Below are 21,878 nucleotides of genomic sequence, written 5' to 3'. Positions count from 1 at the left end.
CCCAATCATGCCGTGCGGCGCAGTATCAGCAGATGGCGTTGGCCTTGGCAACCGGGGACGGCCAAGGCGTGTTCGCTATCGAGGTGGAAGTCTGCCGGCAATGCTAACAGCTCGTCGCTTGGATGGACGCCCTTCATTGCCAGCCAGCGCGTGTCGCGATCGCCTAGATGGCGAGTCCAGTTGCTGAAGTTCTCCATGCTGCTGAACGCCCGGGAAACAATTCCGTGGAAAGGCTGTTCAGGCGTAAAGGCTTCGACGCGACTGTGGATAACGTGCAGGTTGTCCAGCTTGAGTTCGAGTTTGACCTGGGTCAGGAAGCGGGTTTTCTTGCCGTTGCTGTCCAGGCAGGTCACTTGCGACTCGGGAAACAGGATGGCCAGCGGAATACCAGGCATCCCGCCGCCGCTGCCGACATCCAGCCAGCGACCGTTTTCGATGAACGGCATCACACTGAGACTATCGAGCAGATGGCGCGAGACCATTTCGTCTGGATCACGCACTGCGGTCAGGTTGTAGGCCTTGTTCCATTTGATCAACAGGGCCAGGTAGCCCAGCAGTAACTCATGCTGGACTTCGGTCAACGCTACGCCCAACTGGCGCGCCCCTGTGGATAACTCTTCGGCGTGTTGCGAGGTGACCAACGAACTCAAGCGCTTTGCTCCAACTGACGGCCCGCGCCGCGTTTTTTCAAATGAATCATCAACAGCGAAATAGCTGCTGGGGTCACGCCAGGGATACGTGAAGCCTGCCCGAGTGTTTCAGGCCGAGTTATCCCCAGCTTGCTTTGAATTTCTTTCGACAGCCCGGAAATCCCGGTGTAGTCGATATCCACAGGTAACTTGGTATCTTCACTGGCGCGCAGGCGAGCGATTTCGTCCTGCTGGCGATCAATGTAACCGGCATACTTGGTCTTGATCTCCACCTGTTCGGCGACTTGTGGGTCTTCTGCGCCCTGGCCTGTCACTTCAACCAGACCAGCGTAGTCGATTTCCGGACGAGAAAGCAGGTTGAGCAAGTTGTACTCATGGGTCAACGGCGTGCCGAATTTTTCCGCGATCGCGTCGCCCTGCTCGGTGCCTGGGCGAACCCAGGTACTTTTCAGGCGTTGCTCTTCAAGCGCAATGCTTTCACGTTTTTTGCAGAAGGCAGCCCAGCGCGCGTCATCGACCAGGCCCAACTCGCGACCTTTTTCAGTCAGGCGTAGATCGGCGTTGTCTTCGCGCAGGATCAGACGGTATTCCGCGCGGGAAGTGAACATGCGGTACGGTTCCTGGGTGCCCAGGGTGATCAGGTCATCGACCAATACGCCGATGTACGCTTCATCACGACGCGGGCACCAGCTGTCTTTGCCTTGTGCACGCAATGCCGCGTTGGTTCCGGCCAGCAAACCTTGGGCGCCGGCTTCTTCGTAACCGGTGGTCCCGTTGATTTGGCCAGCAAAGAACAACCCCCCGATCACCTTGGTTTCCAGGCTGTATTTCAGATCACGCGGGTCGAAGTAGTCGTACTCAATGGCGTAGCCGGGACGCACGATGTGCGCATTTTCCATACCGCGAATCGATTGCACGATCTGGATCTGCACATCGAACGGCAGCGAGGTGGAAATCCCGTTGGGGTACAGCTCGTGAGTGGTCAAGCCTTCGGGTTCGATAAAGACCTGGTGGCTTTCCTTGTCGGCAAAGCGGTGGATCTTGTCTTCGATCGACGGGCAATACCGCGGGCCAATGCCTTCGATTACCCCGGAATACATCGGCGAACGATCAAGGTTCGCGGCAATGATTTCGTGGGTACGGGCGTTGGTGTGGGTAATCCAGCAACTGACCTGTTTGGGGTGCTGTTCTTTGGAACCCATGAACGACATCACCGGGATCGGCGTATCGCCGGCTTGCTCGGTCATCACCGAGAAATCCACAGAGCGCCCGTCAATGCGTGGCGGGGTACCGGTTTTCAAGCGGCCGACGCGCAGCGGCAGTTCACGCAGACGTTTTGCCAGGGCAATCGACGGCGGATCACCAGCGCGACCACCGGAATAATTTTGCATACCGATGTGGATAAGTCCGCCGAGGAACGTCCCTGTGGTCAGTACTACCGAATCTGCGTGAAAACGCAGACCCATTTGCGTGACGACACCGCGTACCTGGTCCTGCTCGACGATCAGGTCATCGGCAGCCTGCTGAAATATCCACAGGTTCGGCTGGTTTTCCAGGGTTTCGCGCACCGCTGCCTTGTACAGGATGCGGTCGGCCTGGGCTCGGGTAGCCCTTACGGCCGGGCCTTTACGGCTGTTTAGCACGCGAAATTGAATACCACCTTTGTCGGTGGCCATCGCCATTACACCGCCAAGGGCATCGATTTCCTTGACCAGATGGCTTTTGCCAATCCCGCCAATAGCGGGGTTGCAACTCATGGCACCGAGGGTTTCCACGTTGTGCGTAAGCAACAGGGTTTTTACGCCCATGCGTGCTGACGCCAGTGCTGCCTCGGTACCGGCATGACCGCCGCCGATGACGATCACTTCAAAACGGGAAGGGAAATCCACCACGCACCTCGTGCCTGCTTATGTAGGTAATCAGGAATTGTCTGTTGAAAGAGTTTTGGAGCTATGGCGGCAAGTATAGGGACTTCGCCCTTCCTAAAGAACCCTTTGCACAAAATTTAACCAGCTGTGGATGAATCACAGACAATAGAAATTAAAAGAGAGAAATTTATTAAATCTTTGTTTTTATGTTTATTTCTACTGAGCAACGTTTCTGTGGATAGATCTCTACAGCCCTTTATATTCAATGTGTACAGCGATTCAAAAGTCTGTGGTCATGTACCAATGAGGCCCTTGGATAAGTGCTTTAAGCCTGTGGATTAAAGTGATGGTTATCCACAGACGGGTTTTTACTCAGGTTTCAAGCCCTGTTATCAACTGGGCACAGGCGCGGTTACTCACAGGGTTTAATCCACAGAAAAGTACCAGCCGAGGCGAATAGCGCGCACGGAAAAACACCGATTGCTCGGCGAGTCAGTCAAAAAATGGATTGGGTTGCCCTGAAACGGGCTGAACAGACAGGCGCGAATGGCCTGTCTGTGGACAACGAAGGTCTATTTACCGATGCAGAAGCTGGAGAAGATCCTGCCCAGCAAATCGTCCGAGCTGAACGCGCCGGTAATTTCTCCCAGCAGTTGCTGTGCTTGACGTAAATCTTCAGCCAGCAGCTCCCCAGCACCCGCCAAGGTCAGCTGCGCCCGGCCGTGCTCCAAGGCGGCACTGGCATGGCGCAGTGCCTCAAGATGCCTGCGACGTGCACTGAAGCTGCTTTCCGAGGTCTGTTCATAGCCCATGCAGGCCTTGAGATGCTCACGCAGCAATTCCAGGCCGTCACCTGCCGCTTTGGCGCTCAGGCTGATAGTGACATGGCCATCCTCACTGGTTTGCAGGGCAATCGCTTCACCCGTCAGGTCGGCCTTGTTACGAATCAAGGTGACTTTGGCCGGGTCAGGTCGTTGCTCGAGGAATTCTGGCCACAGCGCAAAAGGATCCACAGCTTCCGGTGCCGTGGCATCGACGACCAACAACACACGATCGGCTTCCCCGATAGCCTTGAGCGCGCGTTCCACACCAATTTTTTCCACCTGGTCGTCGGTGTCGCGCAGCCCGGCGGTGTCGACGACGTGAAGCGGCATGCCGTCGATGTGGATATGTTCGCGCAAGATATCCCGGGTAGTGCCGGCAATCTCGGTGACGATCGCCGCCTCGCGCCCTGCCAGGGCGTTGAGCAGGCTGGATTTACCGGCATTGGGCCGCCCGGCAATCACCACCGTCATACCATCGCGCAGCAAGGCTCCCTGCCCGGCTTCACGCAGCACTGTGGATAATTCCTCACGGACCTTATCCAACATTGCCAGCACATGGCCATCCGCGAGGAAGTCGATTTCTTCTTCGGGAAAATCGATCGCCGCTTCAACGTAGATACGCAGACTGATCAGTTGTTCGGTCAGGTTATGCACACGCAGGGAAAAAGCCCCCTGCAATGAGCGCAAAGCGTTACGTGCAGCCTGTGCAGAACTGGCTTCGATCAAATCCGCAATCGCTTCGGCTTGGGCCAAATCGAGCTTGTCGTTCAGAAATGCCCGTTCGCTGAATTCCCCAGGCCGTGCCAAGCGGCAACCCAGTTGCAAGCAACGCTGCAGGAGCATATCCAGGACCACAGGACCACCGTGCCCCTGTAATTCCAGGACATCTTCACCGGTGAAAGAGTTGGGTCCCGGAAAATAGATCGCCAAGCCCTCGTCCAATACGCTTTGGTCAGCATCCAGAAACTGGCCGTAATGAGCATAACGGGGTTTCAGCTCTCGGCCACTGATTGCCATGGCCGCAACGCCCGCCAAGGGGCCGGAAATTCGAACGATACCGACTCCGCCTCGGCCCTGAGCGGTGGCGACAGCAGCGATGGTTTCACGAGGAGCGCTCATCAGCAGGTTCCAGAACAAAAGTGACGGAAAGCAAAACGCCCCACTAGGGGGCGTCTTGAGTGGTTATCCACAGAGTAAATTACGCCTCGGCTTTTTTGGTAGCCGCTTCGATCTTACGTGTGATGTACCACTGTTGAGAGATCGACAACACGTTGTTGACCACCCAGTACAGTACCAAGCCAGCAGGGAACCACAGGAAGAAGAAGGTGAAGATGATTGGCATCATTTTCATTACCTTGGCCTGCATCGGATCCGGCGGGGTTGGGTTCAGACGCTGCTGGATAAACATGGTCGCGCCCATGATGATCGGCAGGATAAAGAACGGGTCCTTGATCGACAGGTCAGTTATCCACAGCATGAACGGCGCTTGGCGCATTTCCACGCTTTCCAGCAGTACCCAGTACAGCGACAGGAACACCGGCATCTGTACCAGAATAGGCAAGCATCCACCCAGCGGGTTGATCTTCTCTTTCTTGTACAGCTCCATCATGGCCTGCGACATTTTCTGCCGGTCATCGCCATGTTGTTCTTTCAGTGCCGCCAGTTTCGGGGCAACGGCACGCATACGCGCCATCGACTTGTAGCTGGCTGCCGACAGTGGGAAGAAGATCCCCTTGATCAGCATGGTCAGGAAGATGATCGACCAGCCCCAGTTGCCGACGATGCTGTGGATATGTTGCAACAGCCAGAAGATCGGCTGGGCAATGAACCACAGGAAGCCGTAATCCACAGTCAGTTCCAGACCTGGGGACAACTCTTTCAATACGGCCTGGCTTTTAGGACCGGCGTACAGGGTAGCGCTGGTTTCAGCCTTGGCACCTGGAGCGACGGTCAACGCCGGGCCAGTGAACCCAATGATGTAGTTGCCCTGGCTGTCCTTGCGGGTTTGAACCAGGTTCGCGTCACCCTTGTTCGGAATCCAGGCGGTCACGAAGTAGTGCTGCAGCCACGCTACCCAGCCACCCTGGACGGTTTCTTTCAGCGTGCCCTTGTCGATATCTTTCATCGACACTTTTTTGTACGGCTCGTTACTTGTCCACAGGGCGGCGCCCAGGTAAGTCGCGGTGCCGGTGGCGGTGCTGGAAGACGGATCGGAACTGGCGTCACGCTTGAGCTGGGCAAACAGGTTGCCGCTCCAGGCTTTGTCGCTGGTGTTGTCGATCAGGTAAGTGACCTTCAGATCGTACAAACCACGGGTAAAGCTGAAACGCTTGATGTAGTTGACGCCGTCGAGGCTGAATTTCAGGTCGACGTTCAACTGGTTCTGGCCGTCTGCCAGTTGATAAGTCTTTTGCTCGGTCGAATAAACCGGACGACCGGTAGCACGTGCATCCGGACCATTGGTGCCGGTCAGGCCGCTTTGCGCCAGATAAGTACGTTCACCGCCGTTATCGAACAGCTGGAACGGAACATCCGGATGATCCTGGCGACGTGGATAAAGCGGCAGCTTCAGCTGTGCAATATCACCACCTTGTGGGTCGATAGCCAGGTCGAGCACATCCGTTTTCACGTGGATGAGGTCTTTGTTGGTGACCACTGGCGTTTCTAACGGGGCACTTGTCTCGCCATTCGCGCTGGGAACATCGGCACTCGCGGACGCATTGTTACCCAGCGGGGTGTCCGGAATAGCCGGCGCAGCCTGATTGGTAGCAACATTCTGAGTCGGCAGGGCAGCCTGGCCGTAGTCCTGGTTCCATTTAAGGACCATGACATAGGACACGATTGCCAGGGCGACGATCAGGATTGTGCGTTTAATATCCATGATTACTCGGCCATCGAAGAAGAACGGGAGGTAGGGATAGGTGGAACCGGGTCATAACCACCGGGATTCCACGGATGACAGCGACCTAAACGACGAAAGGTCAGCCAGCCACCGCGCAGAAGACCATGATTTTCTATGGCCTCTAACGCGTAGCAGGAACAACTGGGGTAGAAACGACAGTGGCTGGCCATCAGAGGACTAATGGCATAGCGATAAAACTGGATCGGAACGATTGCCAGTTTACGCATCAAGGCTGTCTACCCCTACAGTTTCGGTGCTGACTGCTGGTGCTGGCTTGTGGGTACGAGCCAAACGTTTCCAGAGCTTGCCGAAATGCTGAATCAATTCGGGGTTTTCTACATCACCCAAGCCTTTGCGCGCGACGATAACAATATCCCAACCAACCAGAGTGTCCTGGTGGAGGCGAAACGATTCGCGCATCAGACGCTTGAGGCGATTGCGCTCAACGGAGAGCTTGACGCTCTTCTTGCCAATCACCAGCCCGAGACGGGGGTGATCAAGATCGTTGTTACGCGCAAGGAGCAGGAGATTTTTCCCCGGAACCTTGCCGGTGGGGGAGTCAAAGACTGCCTTGAAATGCCGGGGGGTAAGCAGACGCTTTTCCCGACTGAAGTCCTGACTCACCACCAGTACCGGATTATCAAACTGCCAGACGCGCACGACCTTTGGCGCGGCGACGCGACAGGACAGCACGGCCGTTCTTGGTAGCCATGCGAGCACGGAAGCCGTGAGTACGGGCGCGTTTGATGGTGCTTGGTTGGAAAGTACGTTTCATGGCGTTGTTACCTGGTTCGTCCACAACGGGCCGGAATGGCCCCCGTTTTAAGAGACCGGCGATTCTAGAGAAAGCAAGCCTCTAGGTCAATTTCCAACCAGCTTTTCCTTCAATTAGATCTTTGCCGCCTTCCGAGCCGTTCTGCTTTCATCCGCCATGCCATAGATATAAAAATAAAGAAGGAAGTTATTTAAAGCTTTTCTGTAAAGCTTATAAAAGCTAGCCAGGCGATCATCTGTGGATAACTGCCTTTAGCCCTTATTCTGCGTGCTGTACAGAGAATGACAACACGGGGGAGAAGCAGTGCTCTGCCTGTGCTGCGCTATCGGATAAGCTGTGCGTGGAATGGGTTGTTATCCACAGGCCGGTTACCCACAGACTTTTGCCCCCACTTGTGCAACGAGCTCAGGGTGGCTTATCCACAGAGCTTATGCACAGACCATTGGTCGCCTTTTCTGCGGTTAACACATTGATTTTGGGTGCCCTGTGAGCAACCTACATGTGGATAAGTGGGCGGCTGGTCGCTACAATGGCGGCTGTTTTTGCCTCACCGGCTTTCAACTTAGGGGATATCCGTGTCAGTGGAACTTTGGCAGCAGTGCGTGGAGCTTTTGCGCGATGAGCTGCCTGCCCAGCAATTCAACACCTGGATCCGTCCGCTACAGGTCGAAGCCGAAGGCGACGAGTTGCGTGTCTACGCACCCAATCGTTTTGTTCTCGACTGGGTCAATGAGAAGTACCTGAGCCGCGTTCTCGAATTGCTCGATGAACATGGCAATGGCCTCGCGCCCGTGCTCTCCTTATTAATAGGCAGCAAACGTAGCTCAGCACCCCGTGCTGCGCCGAACGCGCCTTTGGCTGCAGCGGCATCGCAAGCCCAGGCGGCAGCGGCACCGGTTGCTGCTTCTACTGCACCTGCTGCAACGTCGTCCAAATCCTCTGCGCAAAAAAATGCGCCAGAGCATGAAGAACCGTCTCGCGACAGCTTCGATCCGATGGCAGGCGCCAGCTCCCAGCAGGCTCCCGTTCGTGCCGAACAGCGCACTGTGCAGGTTGAGGGTGGGCTCAAGCACACCAGTTATCTGAACCGCACCTTCACCTTCGAGAACTTCGTCGAGGGCAAGTCCAACCAGCTGGCCCGTGCAGCTGCCTGGCAAGTCGCCGATAACCCCAAGCACGGTTACAACCCGCTCTTCCTTTATGGTGGCGTTGGCTTGGGTAAGACGCACTTGATGCACGCCGTAGGTAACCACCTATTAAAGAAGAACCCGAACGCCAAGGTCGTGTACCTGCATTCGGAGCGCTTCGTGGCTGACATGGTCAAGGCCCTGCAGCTCAATGCGATCAACGAGTTCAAGCGTTTCTACCGCTCCGTTGATGCTTTGCTGATCGATGACATTCAGTTCTTCGCTCGCAAGGAACGTTCCCAGGAAGAGTTTTTCCACACCTTCAACGCCCTGCTCGAAGGTGGCCAGCAGGTCATCTTGACCAGTGACCGTTACCCGAAAGAAATTGAAGGCTTGGAAGAGCGCCTGAAGTCGCGTTTCGGCTGGGGCCTGACCGTTGCGGTGGAACCGCCGGAGCTGGAAACCCGGGTTGCGATCCTGATGAAGAAGGCCGATCAGGCAAAGGTTGATCTGCCTCACGACGCTGCCTTCTTTATTGCCCAACGCATTCGCTCCAACGTGCGTGAGCTGGAGGGCGCGCTCAAGCGGGTCATCGCTCACTCGCACTTCATGGGCCGTGATATCACCATCGAGTTGATTCGCGAATCCCTGAAAGACTTGTTGGCCCTGCAGGACAAGTTGGTGAGTGTGGATAACATCCAGCGCACCGTGGCCGAGTACTACAAGATCAAGATTTCCGACCTGCTGTCCAAGCGCCGTTCGCGCTCGGTTGCACGCCCGCGTCAGGTGGCTATGGCTCTCTCCAAGGAGCTGACCAACCACAGCCTGCCGGAAATCGGCGATGTGTTTGGCGGTCGCGACCACACCACGGTCTTGCACGCCTGCCGCAAAATCAACGAACTTAAGGAATCCGACGCGGATATTCGCGAGGACTACAAGAACCTGCTGCGTACACTGACTACGTGATGACACCAGCGCAGCTTATTAAGGCAAGGGACTAGACCATGCATTTCACCATTCAACGCGAAGCCCTGTTGAAACCCCTGCAACTGGTCGCAGGCGTCGTCGAGCGCCGACAGACCTTGCCGGTGCTCTCCAACGTATTACTGGTGGTCGAAGGCCAGCAGTTGTCCTTGACCGGTACCGACCTGGAAGTCGAGCTGGTTGGTCGTGTGCAGCTTGAAGAGCCCGCCGAACCCGGCGAAATCACTGTGCCGGCGCGCAAGCTGATGGACATCTGCAAAAGCCTGCCCAACGATGCGCTGATTGACATCAAGGTCGATGAGCAAAAATTGGTGGTCAAGGCTGGCCGTAGCCGGTTCACTCTGTCGACCTTGCCGGCCAATGACTTCCCAACCGTGGAAGAAGGGCCAGGCTCGCTGACGTGCAGCCTGGAGCAAAGCAAGCTGCGTCGCTTGATCGAGCGCACCAGCTTCGCCATGGCCCAGCAGGACGTGCGCTACTACCTTAACGGCATGTTGCTGGAAGTATCCGAAGGCATCATTCGTGCGGTTGCCACTGACGGTCACCGTCTGGCGATGTGCTCGATGCGTGCCGATATCGGCCAGCCTGATCGTCACCAAGTGATCGTTCCGCGCAAAGGTATCCTTGAGTTGGCGCGTTTGCTCACCGAGCCGGACGGCAATGTCAGCATCGTGTTGGGTCAGCACCATATCCGCGCGACCACTGGTGAGTTCACCTTCACCTCCAAATTGGTTGACGGCAAGTTCCCGGATTACGAGCGTGTGTTGCCTAAAGGTGGCGACAAGCTGGTGATTGGCGATCGCCAGGCCTTGCGTGAAGCGTTCAGCCGTACTGCGATTCTGTCGAACGAAAAGTACCGTGGTATTCGCCTGCAATTGGCCAACGGCCAATTGAAAATCCAGGCCAACAACCCGGAACAGGAAGAGGCAGAAGAAGAAGTGGGCGTCGACTACAACGGCGGCTCTCTGGAAATCGGCTTTAACGTGAGCTACCTGTTGGACGTGCTGGGCGTCATGACTACCGAACAGGTTCGCCTGATCCTGTCGGACTCCAACAGCAGCGCCCTGGTGCAAGAATCCGATAACGACGACTCGGCTTACGTTGTCATGCCGATGCGCCTGTAATCATGCTCAGCAGAAGCTAGATGTCCCTTAGTCGCGTCTCTGTCACCGCGGTGCGTAATCTGCACCCGGTGACCTTCTCCCCTTCCCCCCGCATCAATATCCTCCATGGCGCCAACGGCAGTGGCAAAACCAGTGTGCTGGAAGCTATCCACTTGTTGGGGCTGGCCCGTTCCTTCCGCAGTGCCCGCCTGTTGCCGGTGATTCAGTACGAACAGTTGGCGTGTACAGTGTTTGGCCAAGTCGAGTTGGCGGAAGGTGGTCAGAGTGCACTGGGGATATCCCGCGATCGCGGCGGGGAGTTTCAGATTCGTATCGACGGGCAAAATGCGCGCAGTGCCGCACAACTGGCAGAAATTCTGCCGTTGCAGTTGATCAACCCCGACAGCTTCCGTCTGTTGGAAGGTGCACCGAAAATCCGCCGCCAATTTCTGGACTGGGGTGTGTTCCACGTGGAACCCCGCTTCATGGCCACTTGGCAGCGCCTGCAGAAGGCCCTGCGGCAGCGGAACTCATGGCTGCGGCATGGTACACTTGACGCCGCTTCGCAAGCAGCCTGGGACCGAGAGCTATGCCTGGCCAGCGACGAAATAGATGAGTACCGTCGTGCCTATATCAAAGCCTTGAAACCAGTCTTTGAGCAGACCTTGAGCGAGTTGTTGGACCTCGAGGGGCTGACGCTGAGTTACTACCGAGGTTGGGATAAAGACCGTGAGCTCAGTGCTGTGCTTGCGACGTCCCTGCAGCGGGATCAGCAAATCGGACACACCCAGGCCGGCCCCCAACGCGCTGATTTGCGCCTTAGATTAGGTGCACATAATGCTGCGGATATTTTGTCCCGCGGCCAGCAGAAGTTGGTGGTGTGTGCGCTGCGTATTGCGCAAGGGCACTTGGTTAGCCAGGCAAGGCGCGGTCAGTGTATTTATCTGGTGGATGACTTGCCGTCGGAGCTCGACGAGCAGCACCGCCGTTCGCTATGCCGCTTGTTGGAAGACTTACGCTGCCAGGTATTCATTACCTGTGTAGACCACGAATTATTGAGGGAAGGCTGGCAGACGGAAACGCCAGTCGCTTTGTTCCACGTGGAACAAGGCCGTATCACCCAGACCCACGACCATCGGGAGTGAAGGCATGAGCGAAGAAAACACGTACGACTCGACCAGCATTAAAGTGCTGAAAGGTTTGGATGCCGTACGCAAACGTCCCGGTATGTACATTGGCGACACCGATGATGGTAGCGGTCTGCACCACATGGTGTTCGAGGTGGTCGATAACTCCATCGACGAAGCTCTGGCCGGTCACTGCGACGACATCAGCATTATCATCCACCCGGATGAGTCCATTACCGTGCGTGACAACGGTCGTGGCATCCCGGTAGACGTGCACAAAGAAGAAGGCGTTTCGGCGGCAGAGGTCATCATGACCGTGCTCCACGCCGGCGGTAAATTCGACGACAACTCCTATAAAGTATCCGGCGGTTTGCACGGTGTAGGTGTGTCGGTAGTGAACGCTCTGTCCGAAGAGTTGATTCTCACCGTTCGCCGTAGCGGCAAGATCTGGGAACAGACTTACGTCCACGGTGTGCCACAGGAACCGATGAAAATCGTTGGTGACAGTGAAACCACCGGTACCCAGATCCACTTCAAGCCATCGGCTGAGACCTTCAAGAACATCCACTTCAGCTGGGACATCCTGGCCAAGCGGATTCGTGAACTGTCCTTCCTCAACTCCGGTGTTGGCATCGTCCTCAAGGATGAGCGCAGCGGCAAGGAAGAGTTGTTCAAGTACGAAGGCGGCCTGCGTGCGTTTGTTGAATACCTGAACACCAACAAGACTGCGGTCAACCAGGTGTTCCACTTCAATATCCAGCGTGAAGACGGCATCGGCGTGGAAATCGCCCTGCAGTGGAACGACAGCTTCAACGAGAACCTGTTGTGCTTCACCAACAATATTCCCCAGCGCGATGGCGGTACTCACCTGGTGGGTTTCCGTTCTGCGTTGACGCGTAACCTGAACACCTACATTGAAGCGGAAGGTTTGGCGAAGAAGCATAAAGTCGCCACCACCGGTGACGATGCCCGTGAAGGCCTGACGGCTATTATCTCGGTCAAGGTTCCGGATCCGAAGTTCAGCTCCCAGACCAAAGACAAGCTGGTGTCTTCCGAAGTGAAGACCGCGGTTGAACAGGAAATGGGCAAATACTTCTCCGACTTCCTGTTGGAAAACCCCAATGAGGCCAAGCTGGTTGTCGGCAAGATGATCGATGCTGCCCGCGCCCGTGAAGCCGCGCGTAAAGCCCGTGAGATGACCCGTCGTAAAGGCGCGCTGGATATCGCCGGCTTGCCTGGCAAACTGGCTGACTGCCAGGAGAAGGACCCTGCCCTCTCCGAACTGTACCTGGTGGAAGGTGACTCTGCTGGCGGTTCCGCCAAGCAGGGTCGTAACCGTCGCACCCAGGCCATCCTGCCGTTGAAGGGCAAGATCCTCAACGTTGAGAAGGCGCGCTTCGACAAGATGATTTCCTCTCAGGAAGTCGGCACCTTGATCACTGCACTCGGCTGCGGTATTGGCCGTGATGAGTACAACATCGACAAGCTGCGTTACCACAACATCATCATCATGACCGATGCTGACGTCGACGGTTCGCACATTCGTACCCTGCTGCTGACGTTCTTCTTCCGTCAGCTGCCAGAGCTGATCGAGCGTGGCTACATCTACATTGCCCAACCGCCGTTGTACAAGGTGAAAAAAGGCAAGCAAGAGCAATACATCAAAGACGACGACGCCATGGAAGAATACATGACGCAGTCGGCCCTGGAAGATGCCAGCCTGCACCTGAACGACGAAGCCCCGGGCATCTCCGGTGAGGCGCTGGAGCGTCTGGTCAACGACTTCCGTATGGTCATGAAGACGCTCAAGCGTTTGTCGCGCCTGTATCCTCAGGAGCTGACCGAGCACTTCATCTACCTGCCGGCCGTGAGCCTGGAGCAGTTGGGCGATCACGCCGCCATGCAGGATTGGCTGGCCCAGTACGAAGTGCGTCTGCGTACCGTTGAGAAGTCTGGCCTGGTGTACAAAGCCAGCCTGCGCGAAGACCGCGAACGTAACGTGTGGCTGCCGGAGGTCGAACTGATCTCCCACGGTTTGTCCAACTACGTCACCTTCAACCGCGACTTCTTCGGCAGCAACGATTACAAAACGGTCGTTACCCTCGGCGCGCAACTGAGCACCCTGCTGGACGATGGTGCTTACATTCAGCGTGGCGAGCGCAAGAAAGCGGTCAAAGAGTTCAAGGAAGCCCTGGACTGGCTGATGGCTGAAAGCACCAAGCGCCATACCATCCAGCGATACAAAGGTCTTGGCGAGATGAACCCGGATCAGCTGTGGGAAACCACCATGGACCCGGCTCAGCGTCGTATGTTGCGTGTGACCATCGAAGACGCCATTGGCGCAGACCAGATCTTCAACACCCTGATGGGTGATGCGGTCGAGCCTCGTCGTGACTTCATCGAGAGCAACGCCTTGGCGGTGTCTAACCTGGATTTCTGATCAGGTAAACCTGCTTGAACAAAAAGGCCAACGCTTAGCGTTGGCCTTTTTTATTGGGTGATGGTTAAGCGTTTTAAAATGCTCCACGTGGAACATCAAGATTTCAACTTTGCGCCGTTGTCGCCACACTCTCCAAACGATATCCATATCCATAGATCGTCAACAGCTGCCAGCCGCGATCCGCCGTCAGCCCGAGCTTGTTACGCAGTCGGTAGATATGGGTATCCAAAGGCCGTGACGAGACCATTTCCTCATGGCTCCAAAACCGCTCATACAGGTACTCGCGAGACAGCGGCCGGGCCAGGTTGGCAAACAGGCAACTGGCCAGGCGGTATTCCCGCTCTGTCAGGTTAATGGGTTTGCCTGCGCGGGTGACGGTCAGTTCGGCATCGTCGAAGGTTAGATCATTAAAGCTCTGTACTTCCTGGGTAGCCGACTTCTGCAAGCCGTGGCGTCGCAGGACGGCGCTGACGCGTGCTTTGAGCTCGTTGGGGCGAAAGGGTTTGCTGACGTAATCATCTGCGCCGCTGTTCAATGCGGTGACGATATCGCTCTCGGCATCGCGACTGGTGAGCATGATTACCGCGGGGGGCGATTCCATGTGTTCGCGGGTCCAGCGCAACAAGGCAATGCCCGAGATATCCGGTAGTTGCCAGTCCAGGATCAGCAGGTCAAAGGTTTCCCGCCGCAGTTGGCGCAGCAGGTCTTCGCCGCGCTCAAAGAAATGCAGCGACCATGGCTGTTCCGCAGTGCTGGGAATCTGTCGCAGTGTCTGTTCCACCCGTCGCAACTCGGCGGGCTCGTCATCCAGTATTGCGACTCGCATGGGGGTCCTTCCTACAAAAAATACGACTGCTTTAATGAGTGGCGACTGTGCAAAGCCAGCCTCTGAATCTGAACAATTATGGGCGGATTCTACGATCCTTGTATCTCTCGATACGCTGATAAGATCCCGTGATGCTCAAAGCAAAGATACCGGCTCCTGTCTGTGAGGAAAAGGACTCGCTCATACCCCTGCCCTGCAACAAGGTGAGGTATGGTTTGTTGCACGGTTCTGGGTAAAGTCCTCAACTGAGACCGAAATAAGCTTCACTGGTTTCAGAACACTGTTGAACGTCACCACATGGAAGGGAGCGGGCCTATGACACCTTTATCCGATGACCATCAATGCCTTCGCATACTTTCGGCGGTAGCCCTGTGAAACTATGGCGCAAAGCCGAGAAACGCCAACCCTCCCAGGCACAGCTGTTATTCCACGGGTTGGTCCGTGAATGGTTGTTGATCGGGCTGGTGTTACTGCCCTTTACCGTTTACCTGTCCTTGAGCCCGGGCCTGGCACTGAATAACCCTCTCTACGACAGCCTGCGCCGCCTGACACCTTTACCGGTGGATCCACGGATTCTGCTGGTCACCATTGATGCGCCCAGCCTGGAAGTACTCGGCCCATGGCCGTGGCCGCGCAGTGTGCATGCAGATCTGATTGAACGCCTTAGCGCCGCCCAGCCGGCAGGCATTCTGTTTGACGTAGTCTTCAGCGAACCTAGCAAGGGGGCCGATGGACGACGGTTGGCTGATGCGGTCTGCAATGCTGGCAATGTACTGCTGCCCATCGTCGGTGATAGCAGCGTAAGTCCCAGCCTGCCAGGAGAGCCGCTGTCACCGTTGCTCAAGTGCGCCAAGGGCGTGGGGCATATCAACGTCGAAGCGGATAGCGACGGCATCGTACGCAGCGTGTATCTGCGTGAAGGCCCACCGGGAAGCACGCTCCCTCAATTGGCATGGCTGGCGTTCGCGCTGAGTGAGCAAGCACCGGTAATGCCGGGCCTTGCCCAGGAGCCCAGCAGCCAGCAGTGGCATCAAGAGCATGAAATCCGCGTGCCTTTCACCTCGGAAGATGACCACTTTCCCAGCGTGTCCTACCTCAGCGTATTACGCGGCGAGGTAGCTCCCGAGACACTGCGCGGCCGGCTGATTCTGATAGGTGCCACGGCGTATGGAATGGCCGATCGTTTTGTGACACCGCTCTCCTCCACCGTCGGCACGACCGCAGGAGTGGAGATCCAGGCCGATATCCTCAATGGTCTGTTGCAGGGACGCAGCATTGTCGACCTGCCCGGATGGCTTGCCGCCCTGTTGGCGACATCCCTGGTGACCTTGCTGCTGGGCCTTCTGCTGTATCGCCCTCGCTACGCCCTGTGGATGACCCTGGGTGGCATGACCGCGGCGCTGGTGGGCTCATGGGCATTGCTGCGCCTTGGGCATTGGTGGTCTCCCGCCGCGTGTTTGATCGGGCTGTTACTCAGCTATCTCATCTGGAACTGGCGGCGCCTGAGCGTCATCCTGGCCTACTTTGGTTGGGAACTGGCGCGGCTGGATAACGAGCCCAAGGTGCTGCCGGAGCGTCGTCGTGCGCCCGCCAGCAAGGGTGATGTGTTGCAGGGGCGGATCTTTGCCCTTGAGCAGGCAGTCAGTCGTACGCGTGATACGCGGCGCTTTATGGCTGACGGGTTGGAGTGCCTGCCGGTGGCTACGCTGATAACCGACCCACAGGGCAATATTCTGTTGGCCAACCGTGTAGCCCGTGATGTGTTCGGTAACGACCTAGTCAATTCAAACCTCATCGAACAACTCGCCGATCTGGGTTATCCCCCGCTGCATAACGGCGTACGCCCTGCCCTGTCAGCACTGGAATTGGTTGAGTTCCGCGATATCCACCAGCGCAGTCTGCGGATGGAGCTTGCGCCCTTGCTTCCGGCCGAAGGTGACTTCGCCCTCGGCTGGTTGTTGAGCCTGACGGACCTGAGCAAGGAGCGAGAAGCCCAGCAGCATCGCGAGACCATGCTGCGTTTCCTCTCCCACGACCTACGCGCACCCCATTCGGCGATCCTCGCCCTGCTGGATGTGCATAACGGCGAATCGCCAGTCTTTGCCCAGGTCGAGCAACAGGTCCGACGGGCCTTGAGCCTTACCGAATCCTTTGTGCAATTGGCCAAGGCCGAGGCTGACGGTTACCAGTTCCAGCCTACCTTGTTCGCCATGCTGGTGATGGACGCCTTTGATCAAGTGGCGGTGATTGCGCAACTCAAGGGCATCCACCTGGTCCACGACCTGGATGAGGCGGATGAAGCCATGATCCATGCCGATCAATCACTGCTCACCCGTGCGTTGTTCAACGTGCTGGAGAATGCGATCAAATACTCCCCTTCCGGCACTACCGTCAGGTTAAGACACGGCAGTGCACAGGGGTGGTTGGAATGCCGCATCAGCGATCAGGGGCCGGGGATTGCCCCCGAGGATTTACCGGAACTGTTCAGCCAATACCGGCGTTTCGATTCGGCCCAGGGCAGTGACGGTCTTGGACTGGGGCTGACGATGGTTAAGGCCGTGGTGGAACGGCACGGTGGACGCATCGTTTGTGAAAGTGAGCTGGGCAAGGGCTCGACATTCATCCTGTTATTGCCGCAGTTGGAAGACTAAAAAACCGACTTTTCTGCTGTGCATAAAAAACCGGTCACAAGGACCGGTTTTTTTATGAAGAAAAAACTTATGCACGTTTTTCGAGATTTTATGATCTTCAGAAATATGCAGCTAAATCAGAAGGTTATGAATCAAAAAAGCCAATTCGCCAACAAAGCGTGCACAGGTTATCCACAGATCCTCAAATCGCCGGGGTCTCGACTACCAAGGGCTCAGGAGGCAGGGAACTCATGGCTCGCTGCTGTGCTTCATTCCATGCAGCGGCGCGGTCGTTCAGTGCAGCAATCGCACGCGGCCCCTCGCCTTCTGCGTACATCGGCTCGCCTATAACCACGGTGATGGTGCCAGCGCGTTTGGCCCAGCCGGTCTTCGGCCAGAACTTGCCGGCATTGTGGGCAATGGGCAGCACCGGCAGGTTGGCGTTGACCGCCAATGCCGTACCGCCCCGTGAGAACTTACCTACGGTGCCGTAGGGCACACGCGTACCTTCGGGGAAGATCAGTACCCAGACGCCGTCCTTGAGCAACTCGTCGCCCTTCTTGGCCACGTGCTTGAGCGCCGCCTTGGGGTTGTCACGGTCAATGGCGATCGGGCGCAACATGGCCATGGCCCAGCCAAAGAACGGTACGTACAACAGTTCACGCTTAAGCACCTGGCTCAGGGGCGAGAAGTACGCGGAAAGAAAGAAGGTTTCCCAAGTGCTTTGGTGGTTCGACAAAATCACGCAGGGTTGGTCCGGGACGTTTTCTGCGCCCTTGACCTCAAAACGGATGTTCAGGAACACCTTGCTCAGCCACAACGCGCAACGGCACCAATAAACGTTGATGAAGCGATAACGCGCCTTGAACGGCAGGAAGGGGGCAATAAAAAAGCTCAGGGTGCACCAGAGAAACGAACTGGTGCCCAGCAGCAGGTAAAAGAAAAAGGTTCTGATGGCCTGCAAGATCGACATGGCGGCATTTACCGTTGCGGGACACGGCCCGCCTGTTAAAAGCGCACTCCCGAACAATCCTTGGTCAGGAAGTCGAGGGCGGCTAGTTGTTAATAAGTTCTGCGGCAACCGCCGCCAGATCGTCAAAAATCAAAGTGCCTACCGGCAGGTTTTTCGCCTGGGTCTTTTCGCCTTTTCCGGTCTTTACCAAAACTGGCTGAGAGTCGACGGCTTTGGCCGCCTCCAGGTCACCGAGGCTGTCCCCGACGAACCATATCCCAGCCAAGGGCACCTTGTAATGTTCTGCAATAGTTTTCAACATGCCAGGCTTGGGCTTGCGGCAATCGCAGCCCTCATCCGGCCCGTGAGGGCAGTAAACCACCAGCCCCACCTCACCTCCCTGTTCGGCCACCAACGTGCGCAAGCGCGCGTGCATGGCGTTCAGGGTGGCGATGTCGTAGTAACCGCGGGCGATGCCGGACTGGTTGGTGGCGATGGCCACCGTCCAGCCGGCTTTGCTCAACTGCGCGATGGCCTCGATCGAGCCGGGCAAGGGGATCCACTCCTGTACCGACTTGATGTAAGCGTCGGAGTCGTAGTTGATCACCCCGTCCCGATCGAGAATCAGCAGTTTCAACATGATCAACCCAATACGGAAATGTCAGCGATATTGATGAACAGGCCACGCAGACGCGCGAGCATGGCGTAACGGTTTTTCCGCACACCGGCATCGTCGGCATTGATCATCACCGCTTCGAAGAACGCGTCTACCGGCTCACGCAGAGACGCCAGGCGCGCCAACGCTTCAGCGTAGTTACGCTCCGCGATCAGCGGTTTCACAGCGTTCTCGGCCTTGGCGATGGCCGAGTTCAGCGAGAACTCCTTGGCATCGGCAAACAGGCTTGGGTCAACGTCGGCATTGCCGAGGTTGTCGGCCTTGCTCAGCAGGTTCGACACACGCTTGTTCACGGCCGCCAGGGCATCGGCTTCCGGCAGCTTGCGGAACGCTTGTACGGCTTGTACGCGCTGGTCGAAGTCCAGTGCCGAACCCGGTTGCAGGGCACGTACCGACAGGTAGACGGAAACGTCCACGCCTTCGTCTTCGTAACGCGCACGCAGGCGGTCGAACACGAACTCCAGCACTTGCTCGGCCAGGCCGGCTTGCTTGACCTTGGTCCCGAATTGGCCGACGGCGAACACCACGGCCTGGGTCAGGTCGAGATCCAGCTTCTTGTCGATCAGGATTCGCAGCACGCCCAATGCCGCACGGCGCAGGGCATACGGGTCTTTGCTACCGGTGGGCAACATACCGATACCGAAGATACCCACCAGCGTATCGAGCTTGTCGGCGATGGCCACGGCCGCACCCGTCAGGGTGGTCGGCAATTCTGCACCGGCACCGCGTGGCATGTACTGCTCGTTCAGGGCCAGGGCGACGTCGTCCGGCTCGCCGTCGTTGAGGGCGTAGTAGTAACCGGCGACACCTTGCATCTCAGGGAACTCGCCAACCATCTCGGTGGCCAGGTCGCACTTGGACAGCAAGCCGGCACGGGCGGCCCAGGCTGCGTCGCCGCCGATGCGTGGTGCAATGTAGGCCGCCAGCTTGGAAACCCGCACGGCCTTGTCGTAGACACTGCCGAGTTTTTCCTGGAACACCACGTTTTGCAGGCGCAGGTTGAAGTCTTCGAGCTTCTGTTTCTTATCTTGCTTGAAGAAGAACTCGGCATCGGTCAGGCGCGGGCGAACGACTTTCTCGTTACCGGCGATGATCTGCTGCGGGTCCTTGCTTTCGATGTTGGCCACGGTGATAAAGCGCGGGAGCAACTTACCGTCTGCGTCCAGCAGGCAGAAATACTTCTGGTTGTCCTGCATGGTGGTGATCAACGCTTCTTGTGGCACGTCGAGGAAACGCTCTTCGAACGAGCACACCAGCGGCACCGGCCACTCCACCAGAGCGGTCACTTCGTCCAGCAGGCTTGGCGGCACGATGGCGGTGCCTTCCTGCAGGCGGGCCAATTCTTCGGTGCGCTTGCTGATCAGCTCGCGACGCTCATTGGCATCGGCCAATACGTAAGCGGCGCGCAGGTCGTTGAGGTAGTTGGCCGGCGAAGTGATGCGCACGCTTTCGGGATGATGGAAGCGGTGACCACGGGAATCACGACCAGCCTTCTGGGCGAGGATGGTGCAATCAATGACCTGGTCACCGAGCAGCATTACCAGCCATTGGGTCGGACGTACGAACTCTTCCTTGCGCGCACCCCAGCGCATGCGCTTGGGGATAGGCAGGTCGTTCAGGGAGTCTTCAACGATGGTCGGCAGCAGGCTGGCGGTCGGCTTGCCGGTGATGACCTGGCTGAAACGCAGTTTCGGGCCGCTCTGGTCGATCTCGCTCAGCTCTACGCCACATTTCTTGGCAAAGCCAAGGGCGGCTTGTGTCGGGTTGCCGTCGGCATCGAAAGCTGCCTGGCGCGGTGGGCCGTCCAGGTTGATGTTGCGGTCCGGCTGCTGGGTTTCCAGCGCGGTCAGCAGCACAGCCAGGCGGCGCGGCGCGGCGTAGACTTTTTTGGCTTCAAACTTCAGGCCGGCAGTCTGCAGGCCTTTTTCGATACCGGCCAGGAATGCATCGGCCAGGGTATTGAGTGCCTTGGGTGGCAGCTCTTCGGTGCCCAGTTCAACCAGGAAATCTTGAGCACTCATTGTGCAGCCTCCAGCTTAGCCAACACTTCATCACGCAGGTCAGGGGTTGCCATCGGGAAGCCCAGCTTGGCGCGAGCCAGCAAATAGGCTTGGGCGACGGAACGTGCCAGCGTGCGCACACGCAGGATGTATTGCTGGCGCGCAGTTACCGAGATGGCACGGCGGGCGTCCAGCAGGTTGAAGGTATGGGACGCCTTCAACACCATTTCATAGCTTGGCAACGGCAGCGGCTGGTCGAGTTCGATCAGGCGCTTGGCTTCGCTTTCATAGAAGTCGAACAGTTCGAACAGCTTCTCGACGTTGGCGTGTTCGAAGTTGTAGGTGGACTGCTCCACTTCGTTCTGGTGGAACACATCGCCGTAGGTCACTTTGCCGAACGGGCCGTCAGCCCATACCAGGTCGTAGACCGAATCCACGCCTTGCAGGTACATGGCCAGACGCTCCAGGCCGTAGGTGATCTCGCCGGTCACCGGGTAGCATTCGATGCCGCCGGCTTGCTGGAAGTAAGTGAACTGCGTCACTTCCATGCCATTGAGCCAGACTTCCCAGCCCAGGCCCCAGGCGCCCAGAGTTGGCGATTCCCAGTTGTCTTCGACGAAACGGATGTCGTGCACCAGTGGGTCCAGGCCCACATGCTTGAGCGAGCCCAGGTACAGTTCCTGGAAGTTGTCCGGGTTGGGCTTCAATACCACCTGGAACTGGTAGTAGTGCTGCAGACGGTTCGGGTTTTCGCCGTAGCGGCCGTCAGTCGGGCGACGACTGGGCTGCACATAAGCGGCGTTCCAGGTTTCCGGGCCGATGGCCCGCAGGAATGTAGCGGTGTGGAAAGTGCCGGCGCCTACTTCCATATCGTAGGGCTGAAGTACCACACAACCTTGCTCGGCCCAGTATTGCTGGAGGGCGAGGATCAAGTCTTGGAAGGTACGCACGGCTGGCGTAGGCTGGCTCACGAAATTCACCTGTTACTTGGGCT

17 protein-coding genes are annotated in these 21,878 nt (G+C 57.1%); 5 read left to right on the top strand and 12 right to left on the bottom strand.

Annotated features, from left to right (window positions below; translation table 11 throughout):
• Window positions 1-5: 5 nt before the first annotated feature.
• From rsmG to rpmH, 7 genes are all read right to left on the bottom strand, one after another.
• Complete coding sequence (rsmG, locus tag E4P01_RS02700) at window positions 6-650, bottom strand: 16S rRNA (guanine(527)-N(7))-methyltransferase RsmG (protein WP_032878612.1); 645 nt, start codon at window positions 648-650, stop codon at window positions 6-8.
• On the bottom strand, window positions 647-2,539 hold the full coding sequence (gene mnmG, locus E4P01_RS02695; RefSeq protein ID WP_005792607.1) for a tRNA uridine-5-carboxymethylaminomethyl(34) synthesis enzyme MnmG: 1,893 nt from the start codon (window positions 2,537-2,539) through the stop codon (window positions 647-649). The genes rsmG and mnmG overlap by 4 nt, the downstream gene beginning before the upstream one ends.
• A 551-nt stretch (window positions 2,540-3,090) precedes the next feature.
• Window positions 3,091-4,461, bottom strand: a complete 1,371-nt coding sequence (gene mnmE, locus E4P01_RS02690; RefSeq protein WP_032878611.1) for a tRNA uridine-5-carboxymethylaminomethyl(34) synthesis GTPase MnmE — start codon at window positions 4,459-4,461, stop codon at window positions 3,091-3,093.
• 79 nt (window positions 4,462-4,540) lie between these two features.
• Complete coding sequence (gene yidC / locus E4P01_RS02685) at window positions 4,541-6,223, bottom strand: membrane protein insertase YidC (RefSeq protein WP_005792609.1); 1,683 nt, start codon at window positions 6,221-6,223, stop codon at window positions 4,541-4,543.
• A gap of 2 nt (window positions 6,224-6,225) precedes the next feature.
• Window positions 6,226-6,471 carry a membrane protein insertion efficiency factor YidD gene (gene yidD / locus E4P01_RS02680; RefSeq protein ID WP_019816912.1) on the bottom strand — a complete coding sequence of 82 codons (246 nt, stop codon included), beginning with the start codon at window positions 6,469-6,471 and terminating at the stop codon, window positions 6,226-6,228.
• Window positions 6,464-6,868, bottom strand: a complete 405-nt coding sequence (gene rnpA, locus E4P01_RS02675; protein WP_003177079.1) for a ribonuclease P protein component — start codon at window positions 6,866-6,868, stop codon at window positions 6,464-6,466. The genes yidD and rnpA overlap by 8 nt, the downstream gene beginning before the upstream one ends.
• 16 nt (window positions 6,869-6,884) lie before the next feature.
• Entirely contained in the window at window positions 6,885-7,019 is a 135-nt protein-coding gene (rpmH, locus tag E4P01_RS02670) for a 50S ribosomal protein L34 (protein WP_003213577.1), read from the bottom strand.
• A gap of 575 nt (window positions 7,020-7,594) precedes the next feature.
• On the opposite strand from rpmH, the gene dnaA reads away from it, so the two are divergent.
• The 4 genes from dnaA to gyrB are packed head-to-tail and all read left to right on the top strand — an operon-like array spanning window position 7,595 to window position 13,800.
• Window positions 7,595-9,112 carry a chromosomal replication initiator protein DnaA gene (gene dnaA, locus E4P01_RS02665; RefSeq protein WP_032878608.1) on the top strand — a complete coding sequence of 506 codons (1,518 nt, stop codon included), beginning with the start codon at window positions 7,595-7,597 and terminating at the stop codon, window positions 9,110-9,112.
• A gap of 38 nt (window positions 9,113-9,150) precedes the next feature.
• Window positions 9,151-10,254 (top strand): DNA polymerase III subunit beta, encoded by a 1,104-nt coding sequence (gene dnaN, locus E4P01_RS02660; protein ID WP_005783345.1) that lies wholly within the window; start codon window positions 9,151-9,153, stop codon window positions 10,252-10,254.
• 20 nt (window positions 10,255-10,274) lie between these two features.
• Window positions 10,275-11,378 (top strand): DNA replication/repair protein RecF, encoded by a 1,104-nt coding sequence (recF, locus tag E4P01_RS02655; RefSeq protein ID WP_032878606.1) that lies wholly within the window; start codon window positions 10,275-10,277, stop codon window positions 11,376-11,378.
• A 4-nt stretch (window positions 11,379-11,382) separates the two neighbouring features.
• On the top strand, window positions 11,383-13,800 hold the full coding sequence (gyrB, locus tag E4P01_RS02650) for a DNA topoisomerase (ATP-hydrolyzing) subunit B (RefSeq protein ID WP_005783347.1): 2,418 nt from the start codon (window positions 11,383-11,385) through the stop codon (window positions 13,798-13,800).
• A 103-nt stretch (window positions 13,801-13,903) separates the two neighbouring features.
• On the opposite strand, the gene E4P01_RS02645 is transcribed toward gyrB, so the two are convergent.
• Window positions 13,904-14,626 carry a response regulator transcription factor gene (locus E4P01_RS02645; protein ID WP_005783372.1) on the bottom strand — a complete coding sequence of 241 codons (723 nt, stop codon included), beginning with the start codon at window positions 14,624-14,626 and terminating at the stop codon, window positions 13,904-13,906.
• 371 nt (window positions 14,627-14,997) lie between these two features.
• Here E4P01_RS02645 and E4P01_RS02640 point away from each other — a divergent pair, with 371 nt between their 5' ends.
• Entirely contained in the window at window positions 14,998-17,277 is a 2,280-nt protein-coding gene (locus tag E4P01_RS02640) for a CHASE2 domain-containing protein (protein WP_216092212.1), read from the top strand.
• A 181-nt stretch (window positions 17,278-17,458) separates the two neighbouring features.
• On the opposite strand, the gene E4P01_RS02635 is transcribed toward E4P01_RS02640, so the two are convergent.
• The 4 genes from E4P01_RS02635 to glyQ all read right to left on the bottom strand — a co-directional run bounded on the left by E4P01_RS02635 (window position 17,459) and on the right by glyQ (window position 21,855).
• Window positions 17,459-18,229, bottom strand: a complete 771-nt coding sequence (locus tag E4P01_RS02635; protein ID WP_216090509.1) for a lysophospholipid acyltransferase family protein — start codon at window positions 18,227-18,229, stop codon at window positions 17,459-17,461.
• A gap of 82 nt (window positions 18,230-18,311) precedes the next feature.
• A complete protein-coding gene (gmhB, locus tag E4P01_RS02630; RefSeq protein WP_216092213.1) occupies window positions 18,312-18,851 on the bottom strand; it encodes a D-glycero-beta-D-manno-heptose 1,7-bisphosphate 7-phosphatase in 540 nt (179 codons plus the stop codon).
• Window positions 18,851-20,905, bottom strand: a complete 2,055-nt coding sequence (glyS, locus tag E4P01_RS02625; RefSeq protein ID WP_078822694.1) for a glycine--tRNA ligase subunit beta — start codon at window positions 20,903-20,905, stop codon at window positions 18,851-18,853. Before glyS ends, gmhB begins: the two co-directional genes overlap by 1 nt.
• On the bottom strand, window positions 20,902-21,855 hold the full coding sequence (glyQ, locus tag E4P01_RS02620) for a glycine--tRNA ligase subunit alpha (RefSeq protein WP_003213601.1): 954 nt from the start codon (window positions 21,853-21,855) through the stop codon (window positions 20,902-20,904). The genes glyS and glyQ overlap by 4 nt, the downstream gene beginning before the upstream one ends.
• Window positions 21,856-21,878: the final 23 nt, after the last annotated feature.

The sequence above is a fragment of the Pseudomonas sp. NCIMB 10586 genome (assembly GCF_023127895.1).
Taxonomy (GTDB): Bacteria; Pseudomonadota; Gammaproteobacteria; order Pseudomonadales; family Pseudomonadaceae; genus Aquipseudomonas; species Aquipseudomonas synxantha_A.
Note: the sequence above shows the minus strand (reverse complement) of the source record. Positions and strands in the feature narration are given on the sequence as shown.